Genomic DNA, 16692 nt, shown 5'->3' on the forward strand with positions numbered 1-16692 from the left:
GAGTCAGGGGAGGCTGTCATGGCTGAGGTGAATCCGCGGGCGTACAACAGTGTTTGGCAGTTCCGGGCCGACGCCTGGTGCCGGCTGGAGGAGGCCAGCGAGCGGCTGGCCAACGCCGCCGGGCATGGCCGCGATATCCAACCGCTGATCGACACCGTCGACGGCCTGGTGGCGCAGCTGCGCCCCTACGAGCGCTACTGGGCGTTTCCCGGCACCGCGGTGTTCGGCCAGACCCAACGGCTGTTCGCCACCGGCAGCTACGGCAAGTTCGCCCGCACGGTGGCTCGGATCAACCGGGCGTTGGTCACCGAGTCCTACCGCAGCGGCAGCCTGGCCTCCCTCATCGACACCGAGGAGGAGGCCGAGGCCAGCGTGGTGTTGCGCCCGGAGCGCTCCGCGCGCCCGTATTTCGAGGTGCTGGTCGTCGAGACGATGACCGAGGTGCAGGAACGGGAGCTGCGCGAGGAGGTGCGCAGCTGGCGGCGGGCCGACGACCAGTTCATCTACGAACTTGTCGTGGTCGGCAGCGGCGACGAGGCGGTGATCGCGGCCCGGCTGAACGTTAACCTGCAGGCCTGCGTGATCCGCCGGCGGTTCTCGCACCGCTCCCGGCGGGACCTGTCGGCGCTGGCCGAGTTCGTCGACGCGCACGTCGCCGAGGACCTGGCCGACCACTCCCCCGAGGAACGCGCCCAGATCCTGGCTCGGTCGCTGGCCGACACCCGGCCCGAGCTGGATCTGTACCTGATGACCGAGATCGAGGTGGAGGACGTCGCCGGCCGGCTCGGCCAACACTTCCGCCGGGTCTTCCACGCCGGGGAGGGCTCACTGGACCTACACCTGTGCCTGCTCGACGGGGTCGCCGCCCGGTACCGGACGCCGTTCTTCTCCGCGCTGCGCGAATACAGTCACCGCCCGACCGGGGTGTTCCACGCGCTGCCGATCTCGCAGGGCAAGTCGATCGTCAACTCGCACTGGATCAACGACATGGTCCGGTTCTACGGGCTGGAGGTGTTCCTGGCCGAAACCTCGGCCACCTGCGGCGGACTGGACTCGCTGCTGGAGCCCACCGGGCCGCTGCGCGACGCGCAGGCGCTGGCGTCGCGCACCTTCGGGTCCCGGCAGACCTACTTCGTCACCAACGGCACCTCCACCGCCAACAAGATCGTCGCGCAGGCGCTGATTGCGCCCGGCGACATCGTGCTGGTGGACCGCAACTGCCACCAATCCCACCACTACGGGCTGATGATGGCCGGCGCCCAGGTCACCTACCTGGATGCGTACCCGCTCAACCAGTATTCGATGTACGGCGGGGTGCCGCTGCACGAGATCAAGTCCCGGCTGCTGGCGCTGCGCGACGCCGGCAAGCTGGAGAGGGTCAAGCTGGTGATGCTGACCAACTGCACCTTCGACGGCATCGTCTACGACGTGCAGCGGGTGATGGAGGAATGCCTGGCGATCAAGCCCGATCTGGCGTTCCTGTGGGACGAGGCGTGGTTCGCCTTCGCCCGGTTCCACCACATCTACCGCACGCGCACCGCCATGTATTCGGCGCGGGCGCTGCGGGAACGGCTGCGCAGCCCCGAGTACCGGCAGGGCTACGAGGCCCACGCCGCGACGATGGCCGGCGCCGACGCTGCGACGCTGCTGGCGACCCGGCTGATGCCCGACCCGGCGCGGGCCCGGGTGCGGGTCTACGCCACCCAATCCACCCACAAGACGTTGACCTCGCTGCGGCAGGGGTCGATGATCCACGTCTTCGACCAGGATTTCGACCAGAAGGTGCAGGAGACCTTCCACGAGGCCTACATGGCGCACACCTCCACCTCGCCCAACTATCAGGTGTTGGCCTCGCTGGACGTCGGGCGCCGCCAAGCCGACCTGGAGGGCGTCGAGCTAGTGCAAAAGCAGGTCGAGAACGCCATGCAGCTGCGCGACGCGATCGACAACCACCCGCTGCTGAGCCGCTACATGCACTGCCTGTCGACGGCGGAGATGATCCCGGATACCTTCCGCCCGTCGGCGATTGACCAGCCGCTGCGCAGCGGGCTGCGCAATATGGCCACCGCGTGGGAGCACGACGAGTTCGTGATGGACCCCAGCCGCATCACGCTGTACGTGGGGCCCACCGGGATCGACGGCGACACCTTCAAACGCGCCGAGCTGATGGACCGCTACGGCGTGCAGATCAACAAAACCTCCCGCAACACCGTGCTGTTTATGACCAACATCGGCACCACCCGCAGTTCGGTGGCCTACCTGGTGGAGGTGCTGGTCAAGTTCGCCCACGAGCTCGACGACCGGATCACCGACATGGGGCTCAACGAACGCGCCCGCCACGAGCGGGCGGTGCAGCGGCTGACCAACCCGTCGGCGCCGCTGCCCGACTTCAGCGGCTTCCACCCCGCCTTCTTAGAGCGCAACGGTGATGGCAGCGCCACCCCCGACGGCGATGTGCGCCGCGCCTTCTACCTCGGCTACGACGACAGCCTGTGCGAATACCTGAGTTCCGAGGAGGTCACCGACCGGATCGAGTCCGGCCAGCAGGTGGTGTCGGCCACGTTCGTCACCCCCTATCCGCCGGGCTTCCCGGTGCTGGTGCCCGGGCAGGTCTTCAGCCAGCAGATCCTGTCGTTCATCGCCAGCCTGGATACCCCCGAAATCCACGGGTATAAGCCGCATCTCGGCTACCGCGTGTACACCACAAAGGCGCTGGAGATGACCGAGGCCCATGCCCGGCCCTGGAGTCGGCTCGGTGAACATGTTGTCGCCCAACCGAAGTCGGACATCCCGCGCCGGTCCCGGCCCCCGCGTGCGCGCACCGTGGGCAACGGCTCCGGGTCCGGGACCGCGCAGGCCATCGGGCCTGGCCAATGAGGTCGTGATTCTGCTTAGATCGGGGGCAGCAGTCCTCGGCCCGCCGGCCGCCTGGAGCAGTACCGCCGACAGTGAAGGAGCACTATGAGCACGCCTTCGGTTGTGCCGCAACGTCATCGTGTCGTCATCATTGGGTCCGGGTTCGGCGGTCTGACCGCGGCCAAAGCGCTCAAACGGGCCGACGCTGAGGTCACCGTCATCTCCAAGACCACCAGCCACCTGTTTCAGCCGTTGCTGTATCAGGTGGCCACCGGGATCTTGTCCGAAGGCGAGATCGCCCCGGCCACCCGGCTGATCCTGCGCAAACAGAAGAACACCCGGGTACTGCTCGGCGACGTGGAAAACATCGACCTGACCGCGGGCACGGTGACCTCGAAGCTGATCGACATGCGCACCGTCACGCCGTTCGACAGCCTGATCGTGGCCGCCGGGGCCCAGCAGTCCTACTTCGGCAACGACCAGTTCGCCACCTACGCGCCGGGCATGAAGACCATCGACGACGCGCTGGAGTTGCGCGGCCGGATCCTGGGCGCGTTCGAGGCGGCCGAGGTCGCCACCGACCACGCCGAGCGGCAGCGCCGGCTGACGTTTGTGGTGGTCGGCGCCGGCCCGACCGGGGTGGAGGTGGCCGGGCAGATCGCCGAACTCGCCGAGCGCACCCTGGCCGGCGCGTTTCGCACCATCGAGCCGCGGGACTGCCGGGTGATCCTGCTCGATGCCGCCCCGGCGGTGTTGCCGCCGATGGGTGAGAAGCTGGGCCGCAAGGCGCAGCGCCGACTGGAGAAGCTCGGGGTGGAGGTCCGGCTCAATGCGATGGTGACCGCCGTCGACTACCAGGGCATCACCATCAAGGAAAAAGACGGCGGCGAGCATCGCATCCCCTGCGCGTGCAAGGTGTGGGCGGCCGGTGTGCAGGCCAGCCCGTTGGGCAAGATGATCGCCGAGCAGGCCGATGGCACCGAAACCGACCGCGCGGGACGGGTTTTGGTTGAGCCCGATCTGACCGTCAAGGGCCATCCGTACGTGTTCGTCATCGGCGACCTGATGAACGTGCACGGGGTGCCCGGGATGGCCCAAGGCGCCATCCAAGGCGCACACTACGCCACCAAGCTGATCAAGCGCTCCCTCAAAGGCCACGACGATCCCGCCCAGCGCGCCCCGTTTCAGTACTTCAACAAGGGCAGCATGTCGACGATCTCCCGGTTCGACGCCGTCGCGCAGATCGGCAAGCTGGAGTTCGGCGGTATCTTCGCCTGGTTCGCCTGGCTGGTGCTGCACCTGTATTACCTGATCGGGCACAAAAACCGGATCACCACGATCATCGCCTGGTTCATCACCTTCTTGGGCCGCGGGCGCGGGCAGATGGCGATCACCAGCCAAATGGTCTATGCCCGACTGGCGATGAACCGCGTCGCCGAACAACAACGCGGGGCGCTGGCCGCCGCCGAACAAGCCGAACACGCCGAGCAAGAAGCCGGCTAGTTCTCCCGCCGGGCAGACGCCCAAGCAGGGGGGTGGCGTTGAGATTGCGGCTGTGGTCGCGATTTTTGGAAAATCGCGACCACAGCCGCAATCTCAACACGTTGCTCGGTCGATTTCAGGATGCAACCGCCAGGGTGCGATACCGGCAACCGAATTCACGGCGCCGCAAATATTTTCGGTTCTGGGCATGCTCATCGCGTCGACATTTGTTTTGCGTATTGGCCCCCAGCGCCCGGCGCAGCCCGATAAACTCCGCCGTCAGCCGGCCACGACGCCGTCGAAACCACAGGAAAGGACCGGTTATGCAGATCTCCAAGTTTCGGTTAGCGGTTGCCGGGACCCTCACAGCAACCAGTTTCAGCTTGATCGGCGCCGGTACGGCGTATGCGATCCAGGAGCACATGGTCAGCGCCCGAGACCACCTGAATCAAGGCCTGTCCGAGCTGCAGCAGGCCGAACCCGACAAGGGTGGGCATCGAGAGCAGGCGATCAACCTGGTGCAGCAGGCGATTGATCAAGTCAATCAGGGCATTCAATACGCGGACTCCAATGGTCAGCCGGAGCCCGCTCCCGCGCCGGTCGCACCCGGCCTCCCGCCGATCCCCTGAGTCCCCGACGCTGAGCAGACGCAAAAGTACCCGAAAACCGGTGTTTTCGGGTACTTTTGCGTCTGCTCGCCGGCGTTAGCCCAGCGCTTGATCCAGGTCGGCGATCAGGTCGTCGGTGCTTTCCAACCCCACCGAGATGCGGACCACACCATCGCCCAGCCCAATCGCGGCGCGCCCCTCCGGACCCATGGCCCGGTGGGTGGTGGTCGCGGGATGGGTGATCAACGACTTCGCGTCGCCGAGGTTGTTGGAGATGTTGATCAACTGCAGCTTGTTCAGCAACTCGAACGCCCGCTGCTTGGCGGCGTGTTCGGGTGCGTCGAGTTCGAAGGTGATCACGGTGCCGCCACCGGACATCTGCCGCTGAGCCAGATCGTACTGCGGATGCGACGCCAAGAACGGGTAACGCACCCACCGCACGTCGGGGTGGCGCTCCAAGAACTCGGCGATCCGCAGCGCCGCGGAGTTGCTGTGTTGCACCCGAATCGACAAGGTCTCAAGGCCTTTGAGCAACAGCCAGGCGTTGAACGCGCTCATCGCCGGGCCGGTGTGGCGCATCAACTTCTGCACCGGCCCGTCGATGTACTCCTGGTCGCCCAGGATCGCCCCGCCCAGCACCCGGCCCTGCCCGTCAAGGTGTTTAGTGCCGGAGTACACCACCACGTCGACCCCGAGCGGAAAACCCTGCTGCAACAATGGTGTCGCAAAAACGTTGTCCAACACCACTTTTGCTCCGGCCGCATGTGCCAGCTCGGTGACGGCGGCGATGTCGACCAGCGATTGCATGGGGTTGGACGGGGTTTCGAAGAACACCGCCTGGGTGGGCACCGACAGCGCCTGCTCCCATTGGGACAGATCGTCGCCGTCGACGAAGACGGTCTCGACCCCCCAGCGCGGCAGGATCTCGTTGCACACCACAAAGCACGACCCGAACAGGCTGCGCGCGGCGACCAGCCGGTCACCGGCACCCAGCAGCGCACCCAGCGCGGTGAACACCGCCGCCATCCCGCTGGCGGTGGCGAACGCCGCCGGCGCGCCCTCGATCAGCCGCAGCCGCTCCTCGAACATGGTGATCGTCGGGTTGCCGTAGCGCGAGTACACGAAGCGGTCCACCTCGCCGGTGAACGCCTGCTCGGCGGCCTCGGCGGACTCATACACGTAGCCCGAGGTCAAAAACATCGCCTCGGAGGTCTCGGCGAACTGCGAGCGCAGCACCCCGCCGCGCACCCCGATGGTGGCCTGGCTGACCCCGTCGGGCAGCGGGTCCGGCCGGCGGACCGAAGGCTGCTCGCTCATGACTGCGTCCAGGGCAGCCCGACCGCGCGCCAGCCGGTGCCGCCGCGGTGGCCGTGTTCGTCGAGGTTGCCTTCAAACCCGTCGAGCACGTTGTAGGACGGGGCGATGCCCGCGGCGGTCGCGGCCACCGCGGCGCCGATCGAGCGGTTCCCGGACCGGCACAAAAAGACCACCGGCCGCTCCCCCGGCGTGACCCCGGCGGCCAGCAAATCGGCGACGAAGTCCTCGTTGCGCCGCCCGTCGGTGCGGTTCCACTCGATGTAGATCACCTCGCGGCCCAGCCCGGACAGATCGGGCACCCCGACGAAGCGCCACTCGGCCTCGGTGCGCACGTCGACCAGCACCGCCTCCGGGTTGTCGCTGAGCAACTCCCAGGCCTGCTGCGGCGTGATATCTCCTGCGTAGGAAGGCCCGACCGCCGGGCTATCAGGAACGGACAACTGGAACCTCGCGCTATCGGAACAAGGGGCACTGAACATCTACACCGTAGCCGCGGCATCCGGCGCGGAAAGCCGCGGGCACGGGTGGCGTCGGCGCTGCCCAGCGGATTAACGCACGTCGACGCTAAGCGCCGGTCACGACGGCCACAGCTTGCGCAGCGCGTCCGCCGCGTGACCGGCCCGCTCCCGCGCGATCAGCACGTCGGAGGCGGTGGTGACGGCCACACCGAGTCGGCGCCGCGGATACCCCTCGTGGTGCCCGAACACCACGACATCGGCTTCGGGAACCGCCAGCGCCTCGGCCAGCGCACCGGTGACCAGCTTGGTGTCGGCTGCGGCGTCCAGCGCCTCGCGGCCGGAGTAGATCACCCGGGCGGCGCCCGGCGAAATCATGATCGTGTCGGTCGTCAGGCCGAGGATCGCCCGCGCCTGCAGCTCGAACGCGGAGAGCCGCTGGGTGCGCTGGGTCAGCAGCGCGGTGTCATAGGGGCGCACGGCGACGTCGGAGAAGTACACCTCGTCGCCGTGGACCAGCAGCTCCACCCCGAACACGCCGTGGCCGCCGAGCGCCTTAACGATCCGGGCGGCAATCGACTTGGCGGCGTCTAGGGCGGCGGTGCTCATCGGCTGCGGCTGCCACGATTCCACCACCAGCTCACCGTCGGCGCCGTCGATGCGCCGGTGCCCGATCGGCGCACAGAAGTCCAGCGTCGGCCCGTCGGGGCCCTCGCTGCGCACGGCGAGCAGGGTGACCTCGTAGTCGACTTCCACCACCGTTTCGGCCATCACCCGGCTGTGGGCGACCCGGTCACCGGCGGACACCGCCCGCTGCCAGGCCGGCTCGACATCCTCGGCGCGCACCATCACCGACTCGCCCTCGCCGTGCGACGCCGCCACGGGTTTGACCACCATCGGGAAGCCGGCGTGCTCGGCCACCGCCCGCAGCTCCTCCAGCGAGCCGGCGAACCAGAACGGCGCGGTGGGCAGGCCGAGTTCGTCGGCGGCCAACCGTCGCATCCCTTCCCGGTCGGTGCTGAGCCGGGCGCCGCGGACGCTGGGCACCACCTGGGTGAACCCGGTTTCGCTGGCGGCGGTCAACGCGTCGGTGGCCACCAGGTCGGTGGCGGTCACCACGAACCGCGGTTGCAGCCAGCCGATGGTGGCGGCCAATTCGTCGGTGTCGGTCAGCTTGACCACCACCGACTGGTCGGCGATGCCGTGCAGCGGCGCGTTGGCGAATCGGTCGGCGGCGACCACCTCGACACCCAGTCGCTGGAAGGCCAGCACCAACTCGCGGCCCAGATCCCCGGAACCGAGCAGCATCACCCGGGTGCGACGGGCGCGTTCGGGATCGGTCGGCGGATCGTCGGCGCGCGGCGGCGCCTTGGCGGCCGGAATGGCCTCGGTCACCGGGGCCGGTTCGGGCGCAGGAATCGCATCGGTGACCGACGGCTGCTCAGCGGCCGGAATCGGGTCGGTCACCGGGGGCTGACCGGCGGCAGGGATGGCCTCGGTGACCGGGGCCGGCTCGGCGGGTGGCGTCGGCGCGGCGGCCGGGGTGTCGCCGCGCACCGCCTGCTCGTGCCGTCCGTGCGACTCCGGCTGGTCGGTCCGGCCCTCCACCACTGGCTCACCCTCACCTTCGTTCATCGCGTTACGCCCGTGCGCAGGCGATGCTGCATGCTGCTCAAGGATAAGTGCGATCGGCCCGGTGGTGACGAACGGAGGTCGGAGGGCGTGAACCCCACCCTGTTGGCCCCGCTGGTGGCGGCGGTGCTGGTGGCCGCGCTGGCCCGGCGACACAACGTGTCCGCGCCGTTGGTGCTGGTGGTCGCCGGGCTCGCGGTGGGGCTGATTCCGGTGGTTCATCGCCGAACGCGACCGCGGACACATCGACGACCAGGTGCTGCGGGCGGCGCTGCACGGCCTGGACCTCGAAGAGGCGACCCTCAACCTGGGCTAAGCCGAGGGTGCGTTACGGCTGACCGGGCAGCAGGCGCACCATCAGGGCGTGCACCTCGGCCAGCAGGTTGTCGTCGCCGTCGACCAGTTCACCGGAGATGAACGCCTTGCGGCCCTCGGCCGAGTCCACCCGGGCCCGCACCACCAGCGGGGTGTCGATCGGGGTGACCTTGCGGTAGTCGACCTTGAGGAACGCGGTGCGGCTGATCGGGCGTTGGGCGGCGTGCACCACCATCCCGCACAGATGGTCGAACAGCAGCGGCAGCACCCCGCCGTGCACGGCCATGTTGCCGCCCACGTAGTAGCGGCTGAACTGGCCGCGCATCTCCACCCCGTGGGGATCGAATTTGGTGATCTGCCACGGCGGCAGCAGCAGGCTGCCCATGCCGGGCAGCGCCGGCACCCGCCCGGCCGGGGCGATGCCCTCCGGGGCCTGGAACGGGTCGAGCAGTTTGACCAGCTCTTCGACCCGGCCGGCGGCGTCGTCCCAGGTGTCGTCGTCGGGGTCGGTGGACACCGCCAGGTCCTGCAGTCGGCGCATGGCCGCCACGAACCGGCCAAACCCCGGGCCCGGTTTGGCGGGCTCGTAGCGGGGGAAACCGCCGTGCTTGCCGTAGTCGGGGTCCAGGTTCTCCGGCTGATCGAGGGTCATCGCCGCCCCCGCACAATGTCGCGGCGCACGATGGTCTGGTCGCGGCCGGGGCCGACGCCGATGCAGGAGACCGGGGCTCCGGCAAGCTCTTCCAGCCGGGACACGTAGTCGCGGGCCTTGGCCGGCAGGTCGTCGAAATCCCGGGCACCGGAGATGTCTTCCCACCAGCCGGGCAGTTCCTCGTAGACCGGTTCGGCGCGGGCCAGGTCGCTTTGGGTCATCGGCATTTCGGCGGTGCGTTTGCCGTCGATGGTGTAGCCGACGCACACCGGCACGGTTTCCAGGGATGACAGCACGTCGAGTTTGGTCAAGAAGTAATCGGTGATCCCGTTGACTCGGGTGGCGTAGCGGGCGATGACGGCGTCGAACCAGCCGCACCGCCGCGCCCGGCCGGTGGTCACCCCGACTTCCCCGCCGGTCTTGGCCAGGTACGCGCCGTGCTCGTCGAACAATTCGGTGGGGAACGGGCCGGAGCCGACCCGGGTGGTGTAGGCCTTGAGGATCCCCAACACGGTGGTGATCCGGGTCGGGCCGATGCCCGAGCCGACGGCCGCGCCGCCCGCGGTCGGGTTGCTCGACGTCACATACGGGTAGGTGCCGTGGTCGACGTCGAGCAGGGTGCCCTGCGAGCCTTCCAGCAGCACGGTTTCGCCGCGGTCCAGCGCCTCACCCAGCAGCAGGCGGGTGTCGGCGATGCGGTGCCGGAAGCCGTCGGCCTGCGCCAGCAGGTCCTCGACCACCTGCTCGGGCTCCAGCGCCTTGCGGTTGTAGATCTTGACCAGCACCTGGTTTTTGAATTCCAGCGCGGCCTCGATCTTGTGGGCCAGCAGGTCGGGGTCCAGCACGTCGGCGACCCGGATCCCGATGCGGGCGATCTTGTCCTGGTAGCACGGCCCGATGCCGCGGCCGGTGGTGCCGATCTTTTTGCTGCCCAGGTAGCGCTCGGTCACTTTGTCGATGGCCACGTGATACGGCATCAGCAGGTGGGCGTCGGCGGAGATCAGCAGCCGGGAGGTGTCCACACCGCGGTCCTCGAGGCCCTTCAGCTCGTCGAGCAGCACCCCGGGATCGACCACCACGCCGTTGCCGATGACGTTGGTGACGCCCGGGGTCAACACCCCGGACGGGATCAGGTGCAGCGCGAAGTTTTCCCCGGTGGGCAGGACCACGGTGTGTCCGGCGTTGTTGCCGCCCTGGTAGCGCACCACCCACTGCACCCGCTCACCGAGCAGGTCAGTGGCCTTACCTTTGCCCTCGTCGCCCCACTGGGCGCCGATCAGGACGATTGCCGGCATGTCTCCCGCTTACGTTCCTGCGGGTATTGAGCCCGCTTATTGTGGTCAGCCGGTGACCCACCCTATCTCAGCGGTTTGCGACGACCCGGTAAAACACCATTGTGGACACCGCACACACCGCCGTGCTGCTGTTCGGCGACCGGGAGGCGCCCACCGCGTTGGCCGACCTGGCCGCGCAGCGCATCGACGACGCTGCCGGCATCGATACCGCCCTGCAGGGCCATCGGCGGCTGGTGGTGGTCGGCGCCGACGCCGACCTGGCGGCGGTGTTGACCCGACTGCTGCGGACCGAGGCGTTCGACGTCGAGGTCGGCTACGTGCCGCGGCGAGCCACCCCGGCCACCCGGGCCTACCGGCTGCCGGCCGGGCGCCGCGCGGCGCGCCGGGCCGGCCGCGGTGCGGCGCACCGGGTGCCGCTGATCCGCGACGACACCGGCACGGTGCTGGTCGGCGTCGCCCGCTGGCTGCCGGCCGGCGACGACCGGTCGCTGCGCGGCGAGGCGATCGTCGACGACACGGTGTTGTTCGACGGCGACGCGCCCGGGGTGTTCATCGAGCCGACGGCCGCGCTGCCGGGGCTGCGGGCTCGGGTGCAGTCCGGCGGGTTGCGGCGCTGGGTGTCGGGGCGGGCCGCCCAGTTGGGCAGCACCGGCGCCGACGTGGTCCGCGACGGGGTACCGGGCCGGCGTGCGGTGAAGCGGTCGACGTTTTATCGGCACACCGAGGGCTGGCTGGTGGTGCGGTGACGCCCTGCGGCGGGACCGGCCCGTCGGGTGCCGTCCGGTAGTTTCGTGAGGTGGACATCCGGCAGGTACACGAGTCGGTGCGTCCCAGCCCGATCTTCTTGGCGATCCTCGCGGTCACCGCGGCCGGTGGCGCGCTGGCCTGGCGGGCCGCGTTCGGCGAGGTGTTGGCCTACGTCGGGGTGTTCATCTTCGTCATCGCCGGCTGGGTGGTGTCGCTGTGCCTGCACGAGTTCGGCCACGCCGTCACCGCGTGGCGGTTCGGTGACCACGACGTCGCGGTGCGCGGCTACCTCACCCTGAACCCGCTGCGCTACAGCCATCCGCTGCTGTCGCTGGGGTTGCCGATGCTGTTCATCGCGCTGGGCGGCATCGGGCTGCCCGGCGGGGCGGTGTACGTGCGGACCTCCTTCATGACCCCGACGCGACGCAGCATCGTGGCCCTGGCTGGCCCGTCGGCCAACCTGCTGCTGGCCGTGCTGCTGCTGGCGGCGACCCGACTGTTTTTCCACCCCGCGCACGTGGTGTTCTGGTCCGGGGTGGCGTTCCTCGGGTTCCTGCAGGTCACCGCGCTGCTGTTGAACCTGCTGCCGGTGCCGGGCCTGGACGGCTACGGCGCGCTGGAACCACACCTGAGCCCGCAGACCCAGCACAGCATGGAGCCGGTCAAGCAGTGGGGGCTGTTGGCGCTGCTGGTGCTGTTGATCTCCCCGCAGCTCAACCATCTGTTTTTCGCGCTGGTCTTCTGGTTCTTCGACCTGTCCGGGGTGCCCGGCTTCCTGGCGGGCTGGGGCATGAACCTGACCCGGTTCTGGAGCGCCTGGTTCTGATCGCCCTTCTTGCGCCGTTGCGCCGAGATCGACGTTTCCGGGCAGAAGTTCAAGTGGACGCCCCGAAAACGTCGATCTCGGTGCAAGAAGCTAACGCAAGAAGGTCGGCCTTGCATGGCTTACATTGAGGGGCTATGGGCGCCGGCCACCAGCACAGCCACGCCGACGCCCGCGTGTCCCGGATGGTCGCCGCCACCGCGGTGCTGGGCGTGTTCCTCATCGTGGAAATCACCACCGCCCTGCTGATCAACTCGATCACGCTGCTCGCCGACGCCGGGCACATCTTGACCGATCTGGCGGCGCTGTTCATGGGGTTGATCGCGGTGCTGATGGCGCGGCGCGGCAGCTCGTCACCGGCCCGCACCTACGGGTGGCACCGGGCCGAGGTGTTCACCGCCGTCGTCAACGCCGCGCTGCTGATCGGGGTGGCCGCCATCATCCTCGACGAGGCCATCCAGCGCCTCGGTGACGCCCCGCAGGTCCCCGGGGTGCCGATGATCGTGGTGGCCTGCGCCGGGCTGGTCGCCAACGCGATCGTGATGCTGCTGCTGCGCTCGCACGCCGAACACAGCCTGGCCGTCAAGGGCGCCTACCTGGAGGTGGTGGCCGACATCGTCGGCAGCATCGGCGTGCTGATCGCCGGGGTGGTCACCGTGACCACCCACTGGCCCTACGCCGACGTGGTGGTGGCGGTGCTGGTCGCGTTGTGGGTGCTGCCGCGGGCGCTCGCGCTGGCCAGGTCGGCGCTGCGGATCCTGTCCGAATCCTCACCCGGCCACATCGACGTAGACCAGCTGCGGTCGGCGCTGCGCGCCGTCGACGGCGTCACCGACGTGCATGACCTGCACGTGTGGACGCTGGCGCCGGGTAAGGACATGGTCACCGCGCACCTGACCAGCGGCGCCGATTCGGCGCGGGTGCTCAACGACGCCCGGGCGGTGCTGACCGCCCACGGGCTGCAGCACGCCACCGTGCAGATCGAGCCGCCGGACGGGGTCGGCCACTGCCCGGGTTTTTAGCTCAGGCCCAGCGCCGACCTTGCGGCCGGATCGCAGTCGTCGAGCAGGTCCAGGCAGCGGGTCTGTTCGTCGGTCTCCCCGATCGCGTCCGCGGCGCGCGCCAGCGCGGCCACGCAGCGCAGGAAACCGCGGTTGGGTTCATGCGCGTAGGGCACCGGACCGAAACCCTTCCAGCCGTTGCGGCGCAGCAGATCCAGGCCGCGGTGGTAGCCGGTGCGGGCGTACGCGTAGGCGGTGATGGCGTTGTCCTCGGCCAATGCGCCCTCGGCCAGCGCCGCCCAGGCCACCGACGCGGCCGGGTGGGCGGCGGCGACGATGGCCGGGTTCTCGTTGGCCTGCAACTCGGCTTCGGCGTCCCGGTCCGCGGGTAGCAAGACCGGGTCCGGTTGCAGCAGGTCACCCATCGGCGTCATCGGCGCCGCTCCTGCCCCGCACGCGGCAGGTACCCCCACCTCATCGCTACTCCTCTCGTCGTTGCCGACGCTCATTGTGCCGTGCCGCGGAGAGTCATCCGCTCCATCGGGTGGCCACGTCGCTCAGTAAGCTCCAAACTAGCGCCACCACATTCCACAGCGGGAGGACAGCAGGAACCCATGCCGAACCCATCTGGGCCCGACCGCGACGACGCCCCGAACACCGACCCGGCCCCCGAAGCCACCGACGCCGCCGCGGAGGAGACGCAGCCCGTCGAGCCGGACGAGCAGGTCACCGAGAGTTATCCGGCGGCGTCGACCGACGCCGAGGACAGCGCCGGGGCCGACCCGGAGAACGAGGCCGCCACCGAGGTCCTCGACACCGGCGCCGGCGCGGCCACCGAGGCGTTCGCCACCGGCGCCGGGGTCCAGCCGCAGCACCAGCCGACCCCGGAGCGCCGCTTCACCGCGCCGGGGTTCGACGCCGGCGCCACCGAGGTCATCCACTCCGTACCGGAGCCGACCACCGAGGTGTTCCAGACCTCGGCGGCGCCGCCACCACCGCCGCCGAGAAAGGCGGCGCCCCAGCTGATTCCACCGCGGCTGGCGCGCAAGCTGCCGGCGAGCACCGCCCATAGCTGGGGTTGGGTGCTGGCGCTGATCCTGATCATCCTGGCGTTGGCGGCGATCGCGGTGCTGGGCACGGTGTGGCTGACCCGCGGGCACAGCTCGAAGGCATCGCAGGAAGACCAGGTCCGCGACACCATCCACAATTTCGACATCGCGGTGCAAAACGGCGATCTGACCACGCTGCGCACCATCACCTGCGGCACCGCCCGCGACGGCTACGTCAACTACAACGACCAGGCGTGGAACGACACCTACCGGCGGGTGGCGGCGGCCAAACGCTATCCGGTGGTCGCCAGCATCGACCAGGTCGCCGTGCACGGCGACCACGCCGAGGCCAACGTCACCGCGTTCATGGCGTACGCGCCGCAGGTCCGGTCCACCCGCAGCTTCGACCTGCAGTTCCGCGACGACCAGTGGAAGATCTGCCAGTCCCCGACCGGGTAACGGCGAGCAGACGTAAAAGCCCCCGATTCCGCTGGAAAACGGGGGCTTTCACGTCTGCTCGCGGGGTTAGGCCGCGCGCCGGGTTAGGCCGACAGGCTCTTCCCGGCGCAGTGCAGGTCGTTGCAAGCCTCGATGACGCGCTCGGTCATGTTGGCTTCGGCCTTCTTCAGGTAGCTGCGCGGATCGTAGGTCTTCTTGTTGCCGACCTCGCCGTCGACCTTGAGCACCCCGTCGTAGTTGCTGAACATGTGCGCGGCGATCGGCCGGGTGAACGCGTACTGGGTGTCGGTGTCGACGTTCATCTTCACCACGCCGTGCTGCAGCGCCTCCTCGATCTCGGACTTCAGCGAGCCCGAGCCGCCGTGGAAGACGAAGTCGAACGGCTTGGAGCCCTCCGGCAGCCCCAGCTTGGCGGCGGCCACCTGCTGGCCCTGGCCCAGGATGTCCGGACGCAGCTTGACGTTGCCGGGCTTGTAGACGCCGTGCACGTTGCCGAAGGTGGCGGCCAGCAGGTAGATGCCGTGCTCGCCGGCGCCCAGGGCGTCGATGGTCTTCTCGAAGTCGTCCGGGGTGGTGTACAGCTTGTCGTTGATCTCGTTGGCGACGCCGTCTTCCTCACCGCCGACCACGCCGATCTCGATCTCCAGGATGATCTTGGCGGCGGCGGCCTGCTTGAGCAGCTCCCGGGCGATGTCGAGGTTCTCGTCGATCGGCACCGCCGAGCCGTCCCACATGTGCGACTGGAACAACGGGTTGCGGCCGGCGCTCACCCTTTCCGCGGAGATCGCCAGCAGCGGCCGGACAAACCCGTCCAGTTTGTCCTTGGGGCAGTGGTCGGTGTGCAGCGCCACGTTGATCGGGTACTTGTCGGCGATGACGTGCGCGAACTCGGCCAACGCCACCGCGCCGGTCACCATGTCCTTGACCCCCAGCCCGGAACCGAACTCGGCGCCGCCGGTCGAGAACTGGATGATGCCGTCGCTGCCGGCGTCGGCGAAACCCTTGATCGCGGCGTTAATGGTCTCCGAAGAGGTGCAGTTGATTGCCGGGAAGGCGTAGGCATTGTCCTTGGCCCGTCCCAGCATCTCGGCGTAAACCTCAGGCGTTGCGATGGGCATGGGACTTCCTCCTGGCGAGTTCAACGACGGTGATGATGGCCACGTGTGCCCTCAGTATTCCAAGCTCCGGGTTGCGCTAAACAGCCCACCCAGCCAACACCGGTATGTTAGGGCGTCATGAGCACCAGCCTGGTGGCCCTCCAACTACCCGACCTGATCAGCCCGTGGTTCTGGATCGGCCCCCACGGGCTGTTCGCGTCCGCGGTGCTGCCCGCCATCTTGGTGATCGTCTTCGTGGAGACCGGGCTGCTGTTCCCGCTGCTGCCCGGCGAGTCGCTGCTGTTCACCGGGGGCCTGCTGGCCGCCGGCGGCACCCTCGACATCCGGCTCCTGGCCCCGGCGGTGGCGGTTGTGGCGGTGCTGGGCGACCAGAGCGGGTATTTCATCGGCCGCCGGATCGGGCCGGCGCTGTTCAAGAAGGAAGACTCCCGCTTCTTCAAGAAGCATTATGTGACCGAGTCGCACGCGTTCTTCGAAAAGTACGGGCCGTGGGCGATCATCTTGGCCCGGTTCGTGCCGTTCGCCCGGACCTTCGTGCCGGTGATCGCCGGGGTGTCCTACATGCGTTACCCGCTGTACCTGGGGTTCGACATCGTCGGCGGCGTGGCCTGGGGCGCCGGGATGACGCTGACCGGCTACTTCCTGGGCACCAGGGTGCCCGGTGTCGCCAACCATCTCGAGACGATCATCCTCGGCATCCTGTTCGTGTCGCTGCTGCCGGCGCTGTTCTCGGCGGGCAAGGCGTACCTGTCCCGCCGCCGCCACGCCCGGACCCACTCCGAGCAGGTGCCCGCCCCGGAAAAGGCGGTCTAGCCGGCTCGGCCGATGAGCCGACCCGTTTCCCGCTGGCACCTACTGGTGTGGGTACTGTCGCTTGCTCGGT

At 68.8% G+C, this 16692-nt stretch carries 15 protein-coding genes; 8 read left to right on the forward strand and 7 right to left on the reverse strand.

The genetic code is table 11. From position 1 onward, the window contains the following. Window positions 1-18: 18 nt before the first annotated feature. From ACAG26_RS10435 to ACAG26_RS10445, 3 genes are all read left to right on the forward strand, one after another. Window positions 19-2877: an aminotransferase class I/II-fold pyridoxal phosphate-dependent enzyme gene (locus ACAG26_RS10435; protein ID WP_370481857.1), complete on the forward strand. Its 2859-nt coding sequence runs from the start codon at window positions 19-21 to the stop codon at window positions 2875-2877. A gap of 84 nt (window positions 2878-2961) precedes the next feature. After that, on the forward strand, window positions 2962-4359 hold the full coding sequence (locus ACAG26_RS10440; protein ID WP_370481859.1) for an NAD(P)/FAD-dependent oxidoreductase: 1398 nt from the start codon (window positions 2962-2964) through the stop codon (window positions 4357-4359). Window positions 4360-4661: 302 nt separating this feature from the next. Next, window positions 4662-4967, forward strand: a complete 306-nt coding sequence (locus tag ACAG26_RS10445; protein ID WP_370481860.1) for a hypothetical protein — start codon at window positions 4662-4664, stop codon at window positions 4965-4967. 75 nt (window positions 4968-5042) lie between these two features. Here the strand turns inward: ACAG26_RS10445 and ACAG26_RS10450 are convergent, their stop codons facing one another. The 5 genes from ACAG26_RS10450 to ACAG26_RS10470 all read right to left on the reverse strand — a co-directional run bounded on the left by ACAG26_RS10450 (window position 5043) and on the right by ACAG26_RS10470 (window position 10612). Further along, a complete protein-coding gene (locus ACAG26_RS10450; protein WP_370481862.1) occupies window positions 5043-6263 on the reverse strand; it encodes an O-succinylhomoserine sulfhydrylase in 1221 nt (406 codons plus the stop codon). Next, window positions 6260-6703, reverse strand: coding sequence for a rhodanese-like domain-containing protein (locus tag ACAG26_RS10455; protein WP_370481865.1), 444 nt, complete (start codon window positions 6701-6703; stop codon window positions 6260-6262). The genes ACAG26_RS10450 and ACAG26_RS10455 overlap by 4 nt, the downstream gene beginning before the upstream one ends. Before the next feature lie 135 nt (window positions 6704-6838). Then, window positions 6839-8185: a formate-dependent phosphoribosylglycinamide formyltransferase gene (gene purT, locus ACAG26_RS10460; protein ID WP_370482106.1), complete on the reverse strand. Its 1347-nt coding sequence runs from the start codon at window positions 8183-8185 to the stop codon at window positions 6839-6841. Window positions 8186-8678: 493 nt separating this feature from the next. Further along, the gene (locus ACAG26_RS10465) at window positions 8679-9317 is read right to left on the reverse strand and encodes a PaaI family thioesterase (RefSeq protein ID WP_370481867.1); all 639 of its coding nucleotides are present in this window, start codon (window positions 9315-9317) and stop codon (window positions 8679-8681) included. Continuing rightward, window positions 9314-10612 (reverse strand): adenylosuccinate synthase, encoded by a 1299-nt coding sequence (locus ACAG26_RS10470; protein ID WP_370481869.1) that lies wholly within the window; start codon window positions 10610-10612, stop codon window positions 9314-9316. Before ACAG26_RS10470 ends, ACAG26_RS10465 begins: the two co-directional genes overlap by 4 nt. A gap of 167 nt (window positions 10613-10779) precedes the next feature. Between ACAG26_RS10470 and ACAG26_RS10475 the strand changes: the two genes are divergently transcribed. From ACAG26_RS10475 to ACAG26_RS10485, 3 genes are all read left to right on the forward strand, one after another. After that, window positions 10780-11358 carry a peptidase M50 gene (locus ACAG26_RS10475; protein ID WP_370482108.1) on the forward strand — a complete coding sequence of 193 codons (579 nt, stop codon included), beginning with the start codon at window positions 10780-10782 and terminating at the stop codon, window positions 11356-11358. Window positions 11359-11408: 50 nt separating this feature from the next. Further along, complete coding sequence (locus ACAG26_RS10480) at window positions 11409-12185, forward strand: site-2 protease family protein (RefSeq protein WP_370481871.1); 777 nt, start codon at window positions 11409-11411, stop codon at window positions 12183-12185. A 134-nt stretch (window positions 12186-12319) separates the two neighbouring features. Next, window positions 12320-13204 (forward strand): cation diffusion facilitator family transporter, encoded by an 885-nt coding sequence (locus ACAG26_RS10485; RefSeq protein WP_370481873.1) that lies wholly within the window; start codon window positions 12320-12322, stop codon window positions 13202-13204. On the opposite strand, the gene ACAG26_RS10490 is transcribed toward ACAG26_RS10485, so the two are convergent. After that, on the reverse strand, window positions 13201-13617 hold the full coding sequence (locus tag ACAG26_RS10490) for a DUF3151 domain-containing protein (RefSeq protein WP_370481875.1): 417 nt from the start codon (window positions 13615-13617) through the stop codon (window positions 13201-13203). The genes ACAG26_RS10485 and ACAG26_RS10490 overlap by 4 nt on opposite strands. Window positions 13618-13797: 180 nt before the next feature. Between ACAG26_RS10490 and ACAG26_RS10495 the strand changes: the two genes are divergently transcribed. After that, window positions 13798-14691 (forward strand): hypothetical protein, encoded by an 894-nt coding sequence (locus ACAG26_RS10495; protein WP_370481877.1) that lies wholly within the window; start codon window positions 13798-13800, stop codon window positions 14689-14691. An 83-nt stretch (window positions 14692-14774) separates the two neighbouring features. Here ACAG26_RS10495 and fbaA read toward each other — a convergent pair whose 3' ends face one another. Continuing rightward, entirely contained in the window at window positions 14775-15809 is a 1035-nt protein-coding gene (gene fbaA, locus ACAG26_RS10500; RefSeq protein WP_370481878.1) for a class II fructose-bisphosphate aldolase, read from the reverse strand. Window positions 15810-15926: 117 nt separating this feature from the next. Here fbaA and ACAG26_RS10505 point away from each other — a divergent pair, with 117 nt between their 5' ends. Then, on the forward strand, window positions 15927-16622 hold the full coding sequence (locus ACAG26_RS10505) for a DedA family protein (protein ID WP_370481880.1): 696 nt from the start codon (window positions 15927-15929) through the stop codon (window positions 16620-16622). Window positions 16623-16692 lie beyond the last annotated feature (70 nt).

It is taken from the genome of Mycobacterium sp. pUA109 (assembly GCF_041287095.1).
GTDB lineage: Bacteria > Actinomycetota > Actinomycetes > Mycobacteriales > Mycobacteriaceae > Mycobacterium.

What these genes read in the sequence shown, in the direction of transcription:
- ACAG26_RS10435 (WP_370481857.1), top strand. Translation starts at nt 19, where the DNA reads ATGGCTGAGGTGAATCCGCGGGCGTACAACAGTGTTTGGCAGTTCCGG.
- ACAG26_RS10440 (WP_370481859.1), top strand. Translation starts at nt 2,962, where the DNA reads ATGAGCACGCCTTCGGTTGTGCCGCAACGTCATCGTGTCGTCATCATT.
- ACAG26_RS10445 (WP_370481860.1), top strand. Translation starts at nt 4,662, where the DNA reads ATGCAGATCTCCAAGTTTCGGTTAGCGGTTGCCGGGACCCTCACAGCA.
- ACAG26_RS10450 (WP_370481862.1), bottom strand. Translation starts at nt 6,263, where the DNA reads ATGAGCGAGCAGCCTTCGGTCCGCCGGCCGGACCCGCTGCCCGACGGG.
- ACAG26_RS10465 (WP_370481867.1), bottom strand. Translation starts at nt 9,317, where the DNA reads ATGACCCTCGATCAGCCGGAGAACCTGGACCCCGACTACGGCAAGCAC.
- ACAG26_RS10470 (WP_370481869.1), bottom strand. Translation starts at nt 10,612, where the DNA reads ATGCCGGCAATCGTCCTGATCGGCGCCCAGTGGGGCGACGAGGGCAAA.
- ACAG26_RS10485 (WP_370481873.1), top strand. Translation starts at nt 12,320, where the DNA reads ATGGGCGCCGGCCACCAGCACAGCCACGCCGACGCCCGCGTGTCCCGG.
- ACAG26_RS10490 (WP_370481875.1), bottom strand. Translation starts at nt 13,617, where the DNA reads ATGACGCCGATGGGTGACCTGCTGCAACCGGACCCGGTCTTGCTACCC.
- ACAG26_RS10495 (WP_370481877.1), top strand. Translation starts at nt 13,798, where the DNA reads ATGCCGAACCCATCTGGGCCCGACCGCGACGACGCCCCGAACACCGAC.
- fbaA (WP_370481878.1), bottom strand. Translation starts at nt 15,809, where the DNA reads ATGCCCATCGCAACGCCTGAGGTTTACGCCGAGATGCTGGGACGGGCC.
- ACAG26_RS10505 (WP_370481880.1), top strand. Translation starts at nt 15,927, where the DNA reads ATGAGCACCAGCCTGGTGGCCCTCCAACTACCCGACCTGATCAGCCCG.